This window comes from Morococcus cerebrosus, assembly GCF_022749515.1.
Lineage (GTDB): Bacteria > Pseudomonadota > Gammaproteobacteria > Burkholderiales > Neisseriaceae > Neisseria > Neisseria cerebrosa.
In genome coordinates this window covers 1,112,292-1,129,573 of the sequence record NZ_CP094242.1, presented here as the reverse complement: position 1 = coordinate 1,129,573, position 17,282 = coordinate 1,112,292, and the positions used below count along the sequence as shown (strand labels likewise).

Here is a 17,282-nt window from a genome sequence, read left to right as displayed (position 1 = left end):
ATTATTCTGAAAAAATTGAAATATGTTTAACTTCAAGTAAATACTTTGCAAAATGGCAACTATAAAATCAAACTCTTTATTTCACTTTACTCCCAAAGAGGAATATCTATTAGATATTTTGGAAAATGGATTTTGGCCTAGATATTGTTCTGAAGATATTGAATGGCTAATTCCAAAATATTTTAAAAATGAATTAGAGAAACAGGAAGAAGACAACTTTTGGGAAACTCGTACTAAAGAATTGATAAAATATAATATCAGTTCAATAGCTTACCCTATGTCTTGTTTTTGTGATATTCCACTATCCAAAATTACAGCACATACAGATTTTTATGGTGGCTTTGGTCTTGGAATGACGAAGGAGTGGGGAATAAAAAAGGGATTAAATCCTATTTTCTATCTGTCAGACAACAGTATTATTCCCAATCTAATTCGAAATTTTATCTTAAACAATATTCCGGTGAATGCGATAAATTTGTTAATCAGTAGGGAATTGAGTCCAAACATTGCACTTCGACTTATGAAATTCTTGAAACCATTGAAAGGAAAGATGAAAGTAAATGGGAAGGAGGTAACGAAAAATTTTGATGAAGAATGTGAGTGGAGGTATGCACCTGCTTCAGATGAAAACAATCTTTTCCCAAATTTTTTACTAAATTTTTTAGCCAATAATGAAGAATTACAGGATTCAAATATTGTTACGAAAAAAGTTGCCTCACTAAAATTTGAACCTTCAGATATAAAATACATTTTTGTACCAAAAGATTCTAATATTCCAACAATTATTAATAAAATTAATACAATATTTACGGATCATCCTGAACATGAAAGGCTTCTTTTACTTTCAAAAGTTATTTCCTTAGATACTATCAGAAAAGATTTTTAATATTTCTTGCTATGAACACTTCCCCCATCCTCCCTCCTGCTACTCTCGGCATTCTCGGCGGCGGCCAATTAGGCAGAATGTTTACCGTTGCCGCCAAAACCATGGGCTACAAAGTCACTGTTCTCGACCCCGATCCGAACGCGCCGGCGGCGGAATTTGCCGACCGCCATTTGTGCGCGCCGTTTGACGACCAAGCCGCTTTGGACGAGTTGGCAAAATGCGCGGCGGTTACCACTGAATTTGAAAACGTCAATGCCGACGCGATGCGCTTTCTGGCAAAACATACCAATGTTTCCCCCAGCGGCGACTGCGTTGCTATCGCGCAAAACCGTATTCAGGAAAAAGCGTGGATACGCAAAGCGGGGCTGCAAACCGCGCCGTATCAAGCGGTTTGCCGTTCAGACGACATCAGCGAAGAAAGCGCGCAATTCCTGCCCGGCATTCTGAAAACGGCTACTCTGGGCTATGACGGCAAAGGTCAAATCCGCGTCAAAACGGTGGACGAACTCAAAGCCGCGTTTGCCGAACACGGCGACGTGGATTGCGTTTTAGAAAAAATGGTGGATTTGCGCGGCGAGATTTCCGTTATCGTATGTCGTCTGAACAATGAAAACACGCAAACCTTCGACCCCGCCGAAAACATCCACGAAAACGGCATCTTGGCTTATTCCATCGTCCCTGCGCGGCTGAGTGCCGACGTCCAGCAACAGGCGCGGCAGATGGCGCAACGCTTGGCGGACGAATTGGATTATGTCGGCGTGTTGGCGGTGGAAATGTTCGTCGTCGGCGACACGCATGAATTGGTCGTCAACGAAATCGCCCCGCGCCCGCACAATTCCGGCCACCATACGCTGGATGCCTGCGCCGCAGACCAGTTCCAGCAGCAGGTACGCATCATGTGCAACCTGCCGCCCGCCGACACCAACTTGCTTTCTTCATGCTGCATGGCGAATATCTTGGGCAACGTTTGGCAGGAAGACGGCGGCGAACCGAATTGGCTGCCGTTGCAAAGCAATCCGAATGCACACCTGCACTTATACGGCAAAAAAGCCGCGCGGAAAGGCCGCAAAATGGGGCATTTCACTGTTTTGTCCGCCGATGCCGATACTGCTTTTGAAGCGGCAGTGAAACTGCATCAAAGTTTATAATTTGCTAATTTTTAGAATGTTCAGACGACCTCAGAATCAATCAAGGTCGTCTGAAAGCTAGATATAACGTACCGAATCATGAGCCTGTTGACCATACTCCGTCCCGCCACAGTACAAGATTGCCAAGCCATCCATAATGCCCATCTTCATGCCGCCCAATTTGCCTGCATTCGAAGCTACGACGAAAACGTGCTTCAGGCATGGGAGGCGCTATTGGACACTGAAAGCTACCGCCATACCATCGACGATCCGGATAAGGCTTTGTGGGTGGTGGAATACAAAGGGGCCATCCGTGGATTTTTTCAAGTCGATTTTAAGGAAGCGCAATTAGACGCGCTTTATGTGCATCCGATTTTCCACAATCAAGGTTTGGGTACGGCTTTGCTGAGGCGTGCCGAAGAGTTGGCGCACCATGCCGGATTGAGTTTTTTAAAACTTTATGCTTCGCTCAATTCTGTTCCTTTTTACCGCATCAACCGTTATGAGTCTTTGGGTTCTGCGGTGTTACAGTTGAATCGGGAAGTCAAAGTCGAATGCGAATTAATGCGGAAATATCTTTAGTTAGATAGAACCGTAAATTATTTTCCCATTTTCAGACGACCTTGTTTGTAAAAGAGGTCGTCTGAAAATCATTTAGCGTTTCAGGTATCCATTTATGAAAACAGATTTCCAATCTACTCTTCAGGCCTTAGGCAAACAGGCGAAAAAAGAAGCGGAAGAAAAGGCCGCAGAAGAAGCGGCAGCTAAAAAGCAAGAAGCCGAAAATGCGGATTTTGCAAGCATGGTCGGGACGGTAACCCCGTTGAAACAAACTTCGCAATATTATTCTGCTCCGCGCGATAAATCGCCGATAAAGCCGCGTCCGAAAGAAGTATCTTCATTAGATGAAGAAGATTATTTTTATATCGGCAGCGGCGGTTGGGATGAGCCGCCTGCTTCGTTCAGTAAGAACGGGCAAGGTAAAAACGACCTGCAACGCTTGCGTAACGGCCATTATCCCGTCGTTGCTGATGTTGATTTGCACGGCTATACGCAAGAAGAAGCACAACAGGTATTAAATGAGTTTATCGTGTTTGTCCAAAAGCGCGGCGTTTGTGCCGAAATTGTCCACGGTAGCGGACTGGGTTCGGCAGGCTATAAACCTGTTTTAAAAAATATGACGCGCCGTTGGCTGATGCAGCATCCGGATGTCCTTGCCTATATCGAACCTCGCGAGGGTAATGACGGCGCTGTCCGCATCCTTATCAAGCGCCGGCATTCGGAGGAGCAGTAAAAAGGTCGGCGGATTCGCATTTGAAGTGCAACTTTCCATAACAGAAAAAGGCCAGTATGCGGTAGCATACGGCCTGTCCTGCAAGAAAGATTGCCATGAGCTACACACAACTGACCCAAGACGAACGATACCATATCCAATACCTGTCCCGCCACTGCACCATCGCCGAAATCGCCAAACAGCTCAACCGCCACAAAAGCACCATCAGCCGAGAAATCAAGCGGCACTGCATCCAAGGACAGCAATACAGCGCCGAAAAAGCACAGAAGCAAAGCCGGCTGACCAAACAGCACCGGCGAAAACCCTATAAACTCGATTCGCAGCTGATTCAACACATCGACACCCTTATCCGCCGCAAACTCAGTCCCGAACAAGTATGTGCCTACCTGCATAAACACCACGGGATCACACTCCATCACAGCACCGTTTACCGCTACCTTCGCCAAGACAAAAGCAACAGCGGCACTTTGTGGCAACACCTCAGAATATGCAGCAAACCCTACCGCAAACGCTACGGCAGCACATGGACCAGAGGCAAAGTGCCCGACCGCGTCGGCATAGAAAACCGACCTGCTATCGTCGACCAGAAAACCCGCATCGGCGATTGGGAGGCCGACACCATCGTCGGCAAAAATCAGAAAAGCGCGTTATTGACCTTGGTCGAACGCACTACCCGCTACACCATCATCTGCAAATTAAAGAACTTAAAAGCCGAAGACACTGCCCGGGCGGCCATTAGGGTATTAAAGGCATATAAAGCCAGAGTCCACACCATCACCATGGATAACGGCAAAGAGTTCCACCAACACACCAAAATAGCCAAAGCATTGAAGGCGAAAACCTATTTTTGCCGCCCTTACCATTCTTGGGAGAAAGGGCTGAATGAGAACACCAATGGACTCATCCGGCAATATTTCCCCAAACAAACCGATTTCCGAAACATCAGCGATCGGGAGATACGCAGGGTTCAAGATGAGTTGAACCACCGGCCGAGAAAAACACTTGGCTACGAAACGCCAAGTGTTTTATTCTTGAATCTGTTCCAACCACTGGTACCCTGGTGTTGCACTTGAAATCCGAATCCAAGGTCGTCTGAAATATAGCAGCAAAGCTATTTCAAAAACGGTTAAAAGGTTATTTCGGTTTTTTTCATTTTATTTTCGTTTTTGTATTAAAAAAGAAAATTAAATGGGAAAAGTTTGATTGTTTTTGAATATATTAAATTGAAATTTGCTAGTTATACCGTTTGCTGATACGATTCGAAGCGAAGCAGATTCAAATAAATTCACCAGTGCGTCTTTTGTTTTTAATCCAGTTTTTAACTGATTGAAAAGATTTAGATTATCTAATTTTATTTGATTTGATTTTAGAAATTTTTCGTTTTTGTACATCAATTTTCGCAAACGAAAACATTAGGGGTATAACCCTCCGTCATTGAATAACACTCAACATAAGGATAGATACTATGTCCACCCAATTACACGATGTTGACCCGATTGAAACCCAAGAGTGGTTGGACGCGTTAAGCTCAGTTCTAGAATACGAAGGCAGCGAACGCGCACAATACTTGTTGGAGCATCTGGTTAAATACAGCCGCGACAAAGGCGTCCGTATGCCTCACGGCACAACCACCCCGTATTTGAATACCGTTTCGGTTGAAGACGAAAAAGGCATTCCGGGCGATCAAAACATCGAACACCGCATCCGTGCATTCGTGCGCTGGAACGCCGCCGCCATCGTATTGCGCGCCGGTAAAAAAGATTTGGAGCTGGGTGGTCATATCGCATCTTTCCAATCCGCAGCAACCATGTACGAAGTGGGTTTCAACCACTTCTGGAAGGCTAAAGGCGAAGGCGAAGAAGGTGATTTGGTATTCTTCCAAGGCCACGTTTCTCCAGGCATCTATGCCCGCGCTTTCGTTGAAGGCCGTCTGACTGAAGACCAACTGAACAATTTCCGTCAGGAAGTAGACGGACATGGTCTGCCTTCTTACCCGCATCCGCACTTGCTGCCTGATTTCTGGCAATTCCCAACCGTATCTATGGGCTTGGGTCCGATCATGGCGATTTACCAAGCCCGTTTCCTGAAATACTTGGAATCCCGCGGCCTGGCAAAAACCAAAGGCCGTAAAGTATGGTGTTTCTGCGGCGACGGCGAAATGGACGAACCTGAATCACAAGGCGCCATCGCATTGGCGGCACGCGAAGGTTTGGACAACCTGATTTTCGTCATCAACTGTAACCTGCAACGTTTGGACGGTCCTGTCCGCGGTAATGGCAAAATCATCCAAGAATTGGAAGGCAACTTTGCCGGCGCAGGCTGGAATGTCGTTAAAGTCATCTGGGGCCGCCGTTGGGACCGTCTCTTGGCAAAAGACAAAGACGGCATCCTGCGCAAACGCATGGAAGAATGTTTGGACGGCGACTACCAAACTTATAAATCCAAAGACGGCGCGTACGTTCGCGAACACTTCTTCAATACCCCTGAATTGAAAGCATTGGTTGCCGATATGACCGATGAGCAAATCTGGGCATTGAACCGCGGCGGTCACGACCCTCAAAAAGTGTACAACGCTTATGATCTCGCAGCTAACCATGCAGACGGCAAACCTACCGTAATTTTGGCAAAAACCATTAAAGGTTATGGTATGGGTGCTTCCGGTGAAGGTCAAAACGTTGCCCACCAAGCCAAAAAAATGGACAAAGCGTCTCTGAAACAATTCCGCGACCGCTTTGACATTCCTGTTACCGACGAGCAAATTGACAGCGGCGATCTGCCTTACCTGACTTTTGCTCCCGACAGCGAAGAGTACAAATACCTGCACGCACGCCGCGAAGCTTTGGGCGGCTACCTGCCTCAACGCAAGCCTACCCAAGAAGTTCTAGAAGTGCCTGAGTTGTCAGCATTTGAGACTCAACTGAAATCCAGCGGCGACCGTGAATTCTCAACCACTATGGCTTTCGTCCGCATCCTGTCTACTTTGCTGAAAGACAAAAAAATCGGCAAACGTGTCGTACCTATCGTTCCTGACGAAAGCCGTACCTTCGGTATGGAAGGCATGTTCCGCCAATACGGTATTTGGAATCCGAAAGGCCAACAATACACCCCGCAAGACAAAGACCAACTGATGTTCTATAAAGAATCCGTTGACGGTCAAATCCTGCAAGAAGGTATTAACGAGCCTGGCGCGATGGCTGACTGGATTGCTGCAGCGACCAGCTATGCCAACAGCGACTTCGCGATGATTCCGTTCTACATTTACTACTCTATGTTCGGTTTCCAACGTGTCGGCGACTTGGCATGGGCTGCCGGCGATATGCACGCGCGCGGCTTCCTGTTGGGCGGTACTGCCGGCCGTACAACCTTGAACGGTGAAGGTCTGCAACACGAAGACGGCCACAGCCACATTCAAGCCGATTTGATCCCGAACTGCGTTTCTTACGATCCGACCTTCCAATACGAAGTAGCCGTTATCGTACAAGACGGCCTGCGCCGTATGTATGCCAATAACGAAGATGTGTTCTACTACATCACTCTGATGAACGAGAACTACGCTCATCCGGACATGCCTGAAGGTGCGGAACAAGACATCCTGAAAGGTATGTACTTGCTGAAAGCCGGTGGCAAAGGCGACAAGAAAGTTCAATTGATGGGTTCCGGTACCATCCTGCAAGAAGTGATTGCCGGTGCCGAATTGCTGAAAGCCGACTTCGGTGTAGAAGCAGACATTTGGTCTTGCCCGTCCTTCAACCTGTTGCACCGCGATGCCATCGAAGTAGAACGTTTCAACCGCCTGCATCCGTTGGAAGCTGAAAAAGTGCCTTTCGTTACCTCACAACTGCAAGGTCATGACGGTCCGGTTATCGCCGCTACCGACTATATCCGCAGCTATGCCGACCGTATCCGCGCGTACATCCCGAACGACTACCATGTCTTGGGTACCGATGGTTTCGGACGTTCCGACAGCCGTGCCAACCTGCGCCGCTTCTTCGAAGTGGACCGCTACAACGTTGCCGTGGCAGCATTGAGCGCATTGGCAGAACAAGGCAAAGTCAGCAAAGAAACCGTTCAGCAAGCCATCGAAAAATATGGCATCAATGCCGACGTGGCGCCAAGCTGGAAACGTTAATCCTGTTTTCAGACGACCTCAAAGTAAATTTGCTTGCGGGGTCGTCTGAATCAAGAATACGTTGACGGTTTGTATAACGGATAAACCTCTAGTTAACAAGCAGCGGGCGCAAGTCGTGCAAAAGGTTCGAAGCGCAGAAAGGCTGACTTGGAAATGGTTATCCGTGCCGGAAAACATAAGTGATGTCGTCTGAAACTGTTTTTCAGACGACCTCAAACCGAAATCATCAAAGGAACTCAAATGAGTATCGTAGAAATCAAAGTACCCGATATCGGCGGTCATGAAAACGTCGATATCATCGCAGTAGAAGTCAAAGCGGGCGACACCATCGCCGTTGACGACACCCTGATTACACTGGAAACCGACAAAGCCACTATGGACGTACCTGCCGATGCAGCAGGCGTTGTGAAAGAAGTGAAAGTCAAAGTCGGCGACAAAATCTCCGAAGGCGGCGTAATTCTGACTGTTGAAACCGGTGCTGCCGCTGCTGAAGCCGCTCCGGCTCCTGTCGCTGAAGCACAACCTGCGCCTGCCGCTGCACCCGCTGCCGCTCCCGCAGGCGGTGCAACCGTTCAAGTAGCCGTTCCTGATATTGGCGGTCATACTGATGTAGATGTAATCGCCGTTGAAGTTAAAGTTGGCGACACCGTTGCCGAAGACGACACGCTGATTACTCTGGAAACCGACAAAGCGACTATGGACGTACCTTGTACTGCCGCCGGTGTCGTTAAAGCCGTATTCCTGAAAGTCGGCGACAAAGTATCCGAAGGTACTGCCATTATCGAAGTGGAAACCGCCGGTTCTGCCGCCGCTCCCGCTCCCGCGCCTGCTCAAGCCGCAGCCCCGGCAGCTGCACCTGCTCCGACTGCCGCGCCTGCCGCAGCTCCGGCTCCTGTTGCCGCACCTGCACCTGCCGCAGCCAAAATCGACGAAGCTGCTTTTGCCAAAGCACACGCGGGTCCTTCCGCACGCAAACTGGCGCGCGAATTGGGCGTGGATTTAGGTCAAGTCAAGGGTACCGGCTTGAAAGGCCGTATCATGGGCGACGATATTAAAGCCTTTGTGAAATCCGTGATGCAAGGCGGTGCGGCGAAACCTGCTGCTGCCGGCGCATCTTTGGGCGGCGGTCTGGACTTGTTGCCGTGGCCTAAAGTGGACTTCTCCAAATTCGGCAATGTCGAAGTTAAAGAATTGTCCCGCATTAAGAAAATTTCCGGTCAAAACCTGTCCCGCAACTGGGTAGTCATCCCGCACGTTACCGTTCACGAAGAAGCGGACATGACCGAGCTGGAAGAATTCCGCAAACAGCTGAACAAAGAATGGGAACGCGAAGGCGTGAAACTGTCTCCGTTGGCGTTCATCATCAAAGCCTCCGTTTCTGCGCTGAAAGCCTTCCCTGAATTCAATGCCTCTCTGGATGGCGACAACCTAGTGCTGAAAAACTACTTCAATATCGGTTTCGCAGCTGACACGCCAAACGGCTTGGTTGTTCCAGTGATCAAAGATGTGGATCAAAAAGGCTTGAAACAAATCAGCCAAGAGCTGACCGAATTGTCTAAAAAAGCCCGCGAAGGCAAGCTCAAACCGCAAGAAATGCAAGGCGCCTGCTTTACCATTTCCAGCTTGGGCGGCATCGGCGGTACAGGCTTCACTCCGATTGTGAACGCACCTGAAGTCGCTATTTTGGGCGTGTGCAAATCCCAAATCAAACCGGTTTGGAACGGCAAAGAGTTCGCTCCTCGCCTGATGTGTCCGTTGAGCCTGTCCTTCGACCACCGCGTCATCGACGGTGCCGCCGGTATGCGCTTTACCGTATTCCTGGCGAACCTGTTGAAAGACTTCCGCCGTATTACCCTGTAATCCGAGCGTATTTCAGACGACCTTCGGCAAACAACCTGACAGGTCGTCTGAAAACAGAAGTCCGAATATCATTCAGAAAGATTAGACATGAGCTTAGTTGAATTGAAAGTGCCCGACATTGGCGGACACGAAAATGTAGATATTATCGCGGTTGAAGTGAACGTAGGCGACACTATCGCCGTTGATGATACCCTGATTACCTTGGAAACCGACAAAGCGACGATGGACGTGCCTGCCGAAGTTGCGGGCGTGGTCAAAGAAGTTAAAGTCAAAGTCGGAGACAAAATCTCCGAAGGCGGTTTGATTGTAGTCGTTGAAGCCGAAGGCGCGGCTGCCGCTCCTAAAGCCGAAGCACCTGCTGCTCCTGCGCAAGAAGCCCCTAAAACTGCCGCTCCTGCACCGCAAGCGGCGCAATTCGGCGGTTCTGCCGATGCAGAGTACGACGTGGTCGTATTGGGTGGCGGCCCCGGCGGTTACTCCGCTGCATTTGCCGCAGCCGATGAAGGTCTGAAAGTTGCCATCGTCGAGCGTTACAAAACCTTGGGCGGCGTTTGCTTGAACGTCGGCTGTATCCCTTCCAAAGCCTTGTTGCACAACGCTGCGGTTATCGACGAAGTGCGCCACTTGGCTGCCAACGGCATCAAATACCCCGAGCCTGAACTCGACATCGACATGTTGCGCGGCTACAAAGAAGGCGTGGTTTCCCGCCTGACTACCGGTTTGGCAGGTATGGCAAAAGGTCGCAAAGTGGACGTTATCCAAGGCGACGGTCAATTCTTAGATCCGCACCACTTGGAAGTGTCGCTGACTACCGGCGATGTGTACGAGCAAGCTACGCTTACCGGCGAGAAAAAAATCGTTGCGTTCAAAAACTGTATCATTGCAGCGGGCAGCCGCGTAACCAAGCTGCCGTTTATCCCTGAAGATCCGCGCATCATCGATTCCAGCGGTGCTTTGGCTCTGAAAGAAGTACCGGGCAAGCTGCTGATTATCGGTGGCGGTATCATCGGCCTCGAAATGGGTACGGTTTACAGCACGCTGGGTTCACGCCTTGACGTCGTTGAAATGATGGACGGTTTGATGCAAGGTGCCGACCGCGATTTGGTGAAAGTATGGCAAAAACAAAACGAATACCGTTTTGACAATATCATGATCAACACCAAAACCGTTGCAGTCGAGCCGAAAGAAGACGGCGTTTACGTTACCTTCGAAGGAGCGAACGCGCCGAAAGAGCCGCAACGCTACGATGCCGTATTGGTTGCTGCCGGTCGTGCGCCTAACGGCAAACTCATCAGCGCCGAAAAAGCAGGCGTTGCCGTAACCGACCGCGGCTTCATCGAAGTCGACAAACAAATGCGTACCAATGTGCCGCACATCTACGCCATCGGCGACATCGTCGGTCAGCCTATGCTGGCACACAAAGCCGTTCATGAAGGCCACGTTGCCGCTGAAAATTGCGCCGGACACAAAGCTTACTTTGATGCCCGCGTGATTCCGGGCGTGGCTTACACCGCTCCTGAAGTGGCATGGGTTGGTGAAACCGAATTGTCTGCCAAAGCATCCGGCCGCAAAATCACCAAAGCCAACTTCCCGTGGGCTGCTTCCGGCCGTGCGATTGCCAACGGTTGCGATAACGGCTTCACCAAGCTGATTTTTGATGCCGAAACCGGCCGTATCATCGGCGGCGGTATCGTTGGTCCGAACGGCGGCGATATGATTGGCGAAATCTGTCTGGCCATCGAAATGGGCTGCGACGCTGAAGACATCGGCAAAACCATCCACCCGCACCCGACCTTGGGCGAATCCATCGGTATGGCTGCCGAAGTGGCGCTGGGTACTTGTACCGACCTGCCGGCTCAAAAGAAAAAATAAGTGTATTCAGTCAGTTGAATTAAACTGCTGATATTGCATTTATCAGTCAAAGGTCGTCTGAATCTTTCAGACGACCTTTTCGTCAAACAGCATATTGTCAGTGATAGTGATTTCATTAACGATATAGTGGATTAACTTTAAACCAGTACGGCGTTGCCTCGCCTTAGCTCAAAGAGAACGATTCTCTAAGGTGCTGAAGCACCAAGTGAATCGGTTCCGTACTATCTGCACTGTCTGCGGCTTCGTCGCCTTGTCCTGATTTAAATTTAATCCACTATATAATGAATGAACAAGAATGCGTGCCTAAGCTCCAAGTGAGCCATTTAGTCATGCTTTAAAACAGCAAGCAAACAAACGAGTTCGGCAGGATTGATACTGTCAGCAGCTTGTCTCATGCTTATTCATCAACGATAAACCGAACCGTTTAACGGTTGACCCCATACATTCAGAGGTCGCCTGAAACCATATCGCAGATTTTCAGACGACCTTTCCCCAGTTTTATCAGATACAAGAAATGATTTATGAACAAAATAACTCCGGATTCCACCGTTCCTGAAGCGCACAAACGCTCCATCCGCAGCTTTGTGTTGCGTCAAGGGCATATGACTGCGGCGCAGCAGCGTGCCATTGATACGATGTGGCCGCAATTCGGCATCGATTACCAAGATTCCGTGTTGGACTTGAATCAGCGTTTCGGCAGCGACCGTCCCAAGGTGTTGGAAATCGGTTTCGGCATGGGCGTGGCGACTGTTGAAATCGCCAAGCGCCTGCCTGATACCGACTTTTTGGCGATTGATGTACACGGTCCCGGTGTCGGCAATATTTTGAAATTGATTGAAGAAGAACACATCGGCAATATCCGCGTGATGCGGCACGATGCGGTCGAAGTGGTCGAAAATATGCTTTCAGACGACGTGCTCGACGGCATCCACATTTTCTTTCCCGACCCTTGGCACAAAAAACGCCATAACAAACGCCGCTTGGTGCAGACGCCGTTTGTGCAGAAACTGCTGCCCAAGCTGAAAGTCGGTGGTTATATCCATCTGGCGACCGACTGGGAAGAATACGCGCAGCAGATGCTGGAAGTGTTGAGCGGTTTTGACAATTTGCAAAATACCGCCGCCGATTACGCGCCTACGCCCGACTACCGTCCCGAAACGAAATTTGAAGCCCGCGGCAAACGTTTGGGGCACGGCGTTTGGGATTTGGTTTTCAAACGCATCAAATAAACCGATTGGAGAATCTCCCATGTTTACAGGTATCGTCCAAGGTGTCGGCGAAATTATCGCTATCCGCGAACCGTCCGCCGATTTCCGCACCCATGTCGTCAAGCTGCCCGATGAGATGACCGAGCATCTGCAAATCGGCGCATCTGTCGCCAACAACGGCTGCTGCCTGACCATTACCCAAATCGACGGCGATACGGTCAGCTTTGATTTGATGAAAGAAACCTTGGAAAAGACCAATTTAGGTCGTCTGAAAACGGGAGATGTCGTCAATCTCGAACGTGCCGCCCGTTTCGGTGATGAAATCGGCGGACACGTCATGAGCGGGCATATCATGACGACTACGCGGATTACGCGGATAGAGCGCAGTGAGTTTAACTGCACAGTATGGTTTGCACTGCCACCCGAGCTCAAACCTTATATTTTGAGCAAAGGCTTTGTCGGCTTGGATGGTTGCAGCCTGACCATAGGCGACGTTACCGAAACGGAATTCAATGTTCACCTGATTCCGGAAACTCTAACGCGCACTTTGTTTGGAAGCCGGAAAGAGGGCGACATCATCAATATCGAAATCGACCCGCAAACCCAAGCCGTTGTCGATACCGTGATGCGCGTGATGGCGCAGCAAAATCCTGCTATGTCAGGACAATAGGAGCACATATGAAACTCGCCACCTTTTTGCAAAAAGCCTATTCCGTTTTGGACCGTCTTGATTTGGTGTTGCCTGAAAAACCCGGTAAAACCGACTGGAACGCTTTGGCATACCGTTGGCACAGCGTCGGTAAAAAAGGGATTTTGGAGAGCCTGCCAAACCCGCATACATTCCCGCTTGACCGTCTGGCTGCCGTCGGGACGCAAACCGAAAAGCTCAAACGTAATACCGAGCAGTTTTTGGCAGGCCGCTCCGCGAATAATGTTTTGATGAGCGGCTCGCGCGGAACGGGTAAATCCTCGTTGGTCAAAGCCTTGTTGCACGAATATGCCGAGCAAGGGCTGCGTCTGATTGAAGTAGATAAGAGCGATTTGGTCAGCCTGCCCGCGCTGCTTTCCTTGCTAAAAGACCGTCCCGAGAAATTCATCGTATTCTGCGATGACCTATCGTTTGAAACCGGTGATGAAACCTACAAAGCCCTAAAAACCGCATTGGACGGCGGTTTGTCGCAAAGATGCAGCAACGTGTTGGTGTACGCGACGTCCAACCGGCGCCACTTGATGCCTGAATATATGGATGAAAATATCGGGACAACGGGCATGCGCGGCGAAATTCATCAAAAAGAAGCTGTTGAGGAAAAAATTTCCCTGTCCGACCGTTTCGGTTTGTGGTTAAGTTTTTATCCGTTCGATCAAAACGACTACCTCCAAGCGGTTGAAAATTGGCTGGGCGACTTCGGCGTGGATTTTGATGAAACGGCACGCAAGGCGGCATTGCAATGGGCACAAATGCGCGGCAACCGCTCTGGGCGTTCGGCTTGGCAGTTTGCGTGCGATTGGGCGGGACGTTTGCCGGAACAACGGGTTTTGGATTGAGGTTTTCGGAAATATGCCTGTCATACTGAAATCTGCGGGAGGATAAGGGTAGGGAAAGCCTTTTCCGGTTCAATTGCTTCCGGCCGCATCGCTTTGAATCGCCATATCGTTTAAAAGGTCGTCTGAAACAGGATTTCAGACGACCTTTTTGTACGGATCAATCAGGAAAGCGATATGTCAGCGAAGGCAGGAAGAGAGCCAAATCTGGCGTTGGCGCGGATTGAGCAGGTGGTAGAAACGGTGTTGGATTTCCAATTCTTCCACGGCGAAATCCATGCTCGACAAGTAGCGGGTTTCGACATAATCGCGGGCGTTGTTTTGATCGAAATTATCTGCCGCAAGGATTTTCATAATGACTTGGCGGCGGTTACGGTCTGTGCGGACGAGTTTACGGTATGCTTTGTCCGATGCCTGTTTGTAATCATTACGGATGCGGCGCAAAGCATTGTGTTGGTCTTGCGTCAGATTAAGGGAGCGGATGTCGCAATTGGCTTGAAAATCGTCCAGCTTGATATATTGGGGGCCGGCGTGCGCTTGACCGACAGCCGTCAGCAGCGCAACCGATAATGCACAGAGGGGTAAATAAGATTTGAATCCGACAGACACAGCGTTTTCCTAGTTTCCGTAACCGCGCAAATATACCCGATTAGCGTGTGAAAGGCAGTATCCCTCCAGTTAACTTTTGTTAACTTCATATCTTTATTTTATTTCTGACAAAACATATCCTTAACCTATAATTATTTATGCATATGCTTACTTTTGTTAAATATTAACAATGCATAGTTAGTGTTGCATGAGGCGTTGGTGGTAGAATATGAAAAATTATCCGTTTATCAAACCATACCATCCGACTGGATTTCTATGAACCACAATTTCCGTATTGCGCCCAGCATCTTATCCGCCGATTTTGCCCGTTTGGGTGAGGAAGTAACGAAAGTTATCGAAGCGGGAGCCGATTTGATTCATTTCGACGTGATGGACAATCATTATGTGCCGAACCTGACTTTCGGCCCTATGGTCTGCGCAGCGTTGAAGCCTTATGCCACCGTGCCGATTGATGTGCATCTGATGGTCGAACCCGTTGACGATCTGATTCAGGCATTTGCCAAAGCAGGGGCGTCGATTATCACGTTTCATCCCGAAGCCAGCCGCCATATCGACCGCAGCCTCAGTCTGATTAAAGATGCAGGCTGTCAGGCAGGATTGGTGTTGAATCCGGCCACTCCCGCCTACGTTTTGGAAAACGTATTGGACAGGCTGGACATGGTATTGTTGATGTCGGTCAACCCCGGTTTCGGCGGACAAAGCTTCATTCCGCATACCCTTGAAAAAATCCGTCAAGTGCGGGCGATGTTGGAACAGTACGAAGCGCAAAGCGGACGGCACATTACCATCGAAGTAGATGGCGGCATCAAAACCGACAATATCGCTGCCGTCGCGGCGGCGGGTGCCGATACTTTTGTGGCAGGTTCCGCCATCTTTGGCAAGCCGGACTATAAGGCGGTAATTACCGAGATGCGTGGACAACTGGCGCAACTTGGTTGAGTAGGCTTTGAGGTCGTCTGAAAACAAACGTAGTGGATTTTGCGAAAAGCAATATCATCATGTAGATATAGATTTTAAGGTTTTATTATGAAAAATTATTGGTTTCAAAAAAGTTTGAAATTTGTTGCGGCAGCGATTTTGGCAATCTCTCCGCTGGCTGTGTCAGCGCATGGGATGCATAAGCACAAACCTTTATCGTTGGAAGAATTGCCGGAAATCTGCCGTCAATATTTCGCACGCGCAGACGAGTGTTATAAAAAGGCAGGCAAGAAAGCCGATTTTCAACGCAACAATACAAAATTTTTATTTCAATCGCTGCCTGCGGCAGATTTGGGACAACGGCAACGTATGTGCCAAATTGCGATGGATTCTTTTAAAGAGAAAACAAGCAATCTCCATTGCGAATAGAGTATTACCCATCTTTTTTCAGACGACTTTTGTATGAAAACAGGCTGCACAAAACTGTTTTGTATGGTAAAGTCTGCTTTTAATAACTCGGCGGTTTAAAGCCGTCATTCAGGGGCTGTTTGAATTTAAAATCAGATTTGTTGGAAACGCTGCATCGTTTGCGCGGCGTATTTCGAGAAGCGGGCTGTGTGTCCGTCTGGTTTTAAATTCAAGCAGCCCTTTGCGTTTACAAAAACAGATAGAAGGTAGATTCCCATGCAATCTTGGCAGCTTCCCGAACATGTTGCCGATGTGTTGCCGACCAACGCCCGACAGTTGGAAAGCGCGCGAGAGCAGTTGTTGACTTTGTTCCGAGTGCACGGTTACGAGCTGGTACAGCCTCCGCTGATGGAATACAGCCATTCCCTGCTGACGCACATTGACGCGGGTTTGTCTTTAAAAACCATTTTGGTGGTTGATCAGCTGAGCGGTCGGCAGTTGGGCATCCGTGCCGACATTACGCCGCAAGTGGCGCGTATCGATGCACATCTTTTGTCCGCCAATCAAGGGATTAACCGATTGTGTTACGCAGGTCCTGTGTTGCACGCGCGGCCGGAAGGTTTGCTCAATATGCGCGAACCTTTGCAGGCGGGGGCGGAGATGTATGGTTTCGCCGACATACGGGCGGATATCGAACTGATTGACCTGATGCTCAAAAGCATGAAGATTGCCGATATGGGCGAGGTTTTGCTGTCGTTGGGGCACATTGGCGTATTCCGCGCTTTGTCTGATGCGGCGCATTTGGATGCGGAGCAGTCCGCAACGCTGCTTGCGTTGATGCAGGATAAAGATACCGAGGCGGTCGAAACGCAGGTTAAGGCTTGGAAGCTGGACGGCATGTGGGCAAAAGCATTCTCGCTGCTGCCGCGTCTGTATGGCGGACGTGAAGTGTTGTCTGCCGCGCGCGAACGATTGCCTGATCTGTCGGCGGTCGGCAGCGCGTTGGACGAATTGCAGGCAGTGTGCGACGCATTCCCGAATCAGAAAGTCCATATCGATTTGTCCGAACTGCGTGTCGACAATTACCACACGGGCTTGCTGTATGCGGCATACGGTTCCAATTTCCATGACGCGGTCGCACGGGGCGGGCGTTATGACGGATTGGGCGAATATTTCGGCCGTGCGCGTCCGGCGACAGGATTCAGTTTCGACTTGCGCAGCTTTATCGGACGTTTGCCCGCCATTGAGCGGCAGCCCGTCGTCTTGGTTGATGCGGACGATGCCGAAGCGGCTCGCGAAGCAGTCGAAGCCTTGCGTGAACAAGGGCAGTGTGTCGTTGTCGACTACGGTATCGGACACAATGCTTCGGAAGAGGTTGCAGGTCGTCTGAAAAAGTCGGACGGCGTTTGGCAGGTTGAGAAAATTTAAA

The 17,282-nt window shown here is 49.6% G+C and carries 15 protein-coding genes; 14 read left to right on the top strand and 1 reads right to left on the bottom strand.

Annotation, left to right across the window (positions count from 1 at the left end; translation table 11 throughout):
* Positions 1-52 precede the first annotated feature (52 nt).
* The 11 genes from MON37_RS05185 (at position 53) to MON37_RS05135 (ending at position 13,921) form a co-directional block, all read left to right on the top strand.
* Positions 53-886 (top strand): abortive infection system antitoxin AbiGi family protein, encoded by an 834-nt coding sequence (locus MON37_RS05185; RefSeq protein WP_082013637.1) that lies wholly within the window; start codon positions 53-55, stop codon positions 884-886.
* A gap of 11 nt (positions 887-897) precedes the next feature.
* On the top strand, positions 898-2,034 hold the full coding sequence (locus tag MON37_RS05180) for a 5-(carboxyamino)imidazole ribonucleotide synthase (protein WP_039408396.1): 1,137 nt from the start codon (positions 898-900) through the stop codon (positions 2,032-2,034).
* Positions 2,035-2,112: 78 nt separating this feature from the next.
* Complete coding sequence (locus MON37_RS05175; RefSeq protein ID WP_016687430.1) at positions 2,113-2,595, top strand: GNAT family N-acetyltransferase; 483 nt, start codon at positions 2,113-2,115, stop codon at positions 2,593-2,595.
* 94 nt (positions 2,596-2,689) lie between these two features.
* Positions 2,690-3,307 carry a Smr/MutS family protein gene (locus tag MON37_RS05170; protein ID WP_039408399.1) on the top strand — a complete coding sequence of 206 codons (618 nt, stop codon included), beginning with the start codon at positions 2,690-2,692 and terminating at the stop codon, positions 3,305-3,307.
* A 95-nt stretch (positions 3,308-3,402) separates the two neighbouring features.
* Positions 3,403-4,380 carry an IS30 family transposase gene (locus tag MON37_RS05165; protein ID WP_242883762.1) on the top strand — a complete coding sequence of 326 codons (978 nt, stop codon included), beginning with the start codon at positions 3,403-3,405 and terminating at the stop codon, positions 4,378-4,380.
* A gap of 392 nt (positions 4,381-4,772) precedes the next feature.
* Entirely contained in the window at positions 4,773-7,436 is a 2,664-nt protein-coding gene (gene aceE, locus MON37_RS05160; protein ID WP_039407973.1) for a pyruvate dehydrogenase (acetyl-transferring), homodimeric type, read from the top strand.
* 240 nt (positions 7,437-7,676) lie between these two features.
* Complete coding sequence (gene aceF, locus MON37_RS05155) at positions 7,677-9,296, top strand: dihydrolipoyllysine-residue acetyltransferase (RefSeq protein ID WP_039407970.1); 1,620 nt, start codon at positions 7,677-7,679, stop codon at positions 9,294-9,296.
* Between the two features lie 87 nt (positions 9,297-9,383).
* Entirely contained in the window at positions 9,384-11,168 is a 1,785-nt protein-coding gene (gene lpdA / locus MON37_RS05150) for a dihydrolipoyl dehydrogenase (RefSeq protein ID WP_039407967.1), read from the top strand.
* A 521-nt stretch (positions 11,169-11,689) separates the two neighbouring features.
* A complete protein-coding gene (gene trmB / locus MON37_RS05145) occupies positions 11,690-12,397 on the top strand; it encodes a tRNA (guanosine(46)-N7)-methyltransferase TrmB (RefSeq protein WP_039407412.1) in 708 nt (235 codons plus the stop codon).
* Between the two features lie 19 nt (positions 12,398-12,416).
* Complete coding sequence (locus MON37_RS05140) at positions 12,417-13,046, top strand: riboflavin synthase (protein WP_039407410.1); 630 nt, start codon at positions 12,417-12,419, stop codon at positions 13,044-13,046.
* A gap of 8 nt (positions 13,047-13,054) precedes the next feature.
* Complete coding sequence (locus tag MON37_RS05135; RefSeq protein ID WP_039407408.1) at positions 13,055-13,921, top strand: ATP-binding protein; 867 nt, start codon at positions 13,055-13,057, stop codon at positions 13,919-13,921.
* A 177-nt stretch (positions 13,922-14,098) separates the two neighbouring features.
* On the opposite strand, the gene MON37_RS05130 is transcribed toward MON37_RS05135, so the two are convergent.
* The gene (locus MON37_RS05130) at positions 14,099-14,527 is read right to left on the bottom strand and encodes a Spy/CpxP family protein refolding chaperone (protein WP_003767916.1); all 429 of its coding nucleotides are present in this window, start codon (positions 14,525-14,527) and stop codon (positions 14,099-14,101) included.
* Between the two features lie 255 nt (positions 14,528-14,782).
* Between MON37_RS05130 and rpe the strand changes: the two genes are divergently transcribed.
* From rpe to MON37_RS05115, 3 genes are all read left to right on the top strand, one after another.
* A complete protein-coding gene (gene rpe / locus MON37_RS05125) occupies positions 14,783-15,466 on the top strand; it encodes a ribulose-phosphate 3-epimerase (protein WP_039407406.1) in 684 nt (227 codons plus the stop codon).
* An 87-nt stretch (positions 15,467-15,553) separates the two neighbouring features.
* Positions 15,554-15,874, top strand: coding sequence for a hypothetical protein (locus MON37_RS05120; RefSeq protein ID WP_039407404.1), 321 nt, complete (start codon positions 15,554-15,556; stop codon positions 15,872-15,874).
* 255 nt (positions 15,875-16,129) lie between these two features.
* A complete protein-coding gene (locus MON37_RS05115; RefSeq protein WP_039407402.1) occupies positions 16,130-17,281 on the top strand; it encodes an ATP phosphoribosyltransferase regulatory subunit in 1,152 nt (383 codons plus the stop codon).
* Position 17,282 lies beyond the last annotated feature (1 nt).

Bases quoted from the DNA above. Each gene is read 5' to 3' on its own strand.
- MON37_RS05185 (WP_082013637.1), top strand. From the start codon at position 53: ATGGCAACTATAAAATCAAACTCTTTATTTCACTTTACTCCCAAAGAG.
- MON37_RS05180 (WP_039408396.1), top strand. From the start codon at position 898: ATGAACACTTCCCCCATCCTCCCTCCTGCTACTCTCGGCATTCTCGGC.
- MON37_RS05175 (WP_016687430.1), top strand. From the start codon at position 2,113: ATGAGCCTGTTGACCATACTCCGTCCCGCCACAGTACAAGATTGCCAA.
- MON37_RS05170 (WP_039408399.1), top strand. From the start codon at position 2,690: ATGAAAACAGATTTCCAATCTACTCTTCAGGCCTTAGGCAAACAGGCG.
- MON37_RS05165 (WP_242883762.1), top strand. From the start codon at position 3,403: ATGAGCTACACACAACTGACCCAAGACGAACGATACCATATCCAATAC.
- aceE (WP_039407973.1), top strand. From the start codon at position 4,773: ATGTCCACCCAATTACACGATGTTGACCCGATTGAAACCCAAGAGTGG.
- aceF (WP_039407970.1), top strand. From the start codon at position 7,677: ATGAGTATCGTAGAAATCAAAGTACCCGATATCGGCGGTCATGAAAAC.
- lpdA (WP_039407967.1), top strand. From the start codon at position 9,384: ATGAGCTTAGTTGAATTGAAAGTGCCCGACATTGGCGGACACGAAAAT.
- trmB (WP_039407412.1), top strand. From the start codon at position 11,690: ATGAACAAAATAACTCCGGATTCCACCGTTCCTGAAGCGCACAAACGC.
- MON37_RS05140 (WP_039407410.1), top strand. From the start codon at position 12,417: ATGTTTACAGGTATCGTCCAAGGTGTCGGCGAAATTATCGCTATCCGC.
- MON37_RS05135 (WP_039407408.1), top strand. From the start codon at position 13,055: ATGAAACTCGCCACCTTTTTGCAAAAAGCCTATTCCGTTTTGGACCGT.
- rpe (WP_039407406.1), top strand. From the start codon at position 14,783: ATGAACCACAATTTCCGTATTGCGCCCAGCATCTTATCCGCCGATTTT.
- MON37_RS05120 (WP_039407404.1), top strand. From the start codon at position 15,554: ATGAAAAATTATTGGTTTCAAAAAAGTTTGAAATTTGTTGCGGCAGCG.
- MON37_RS05115 (WP_039407402.1), top strand. From the start codon at position 16,130: ATGCAATCTTGGCAGCTTCCCGAACATGTTGCCGATGTGTTGCCGACC.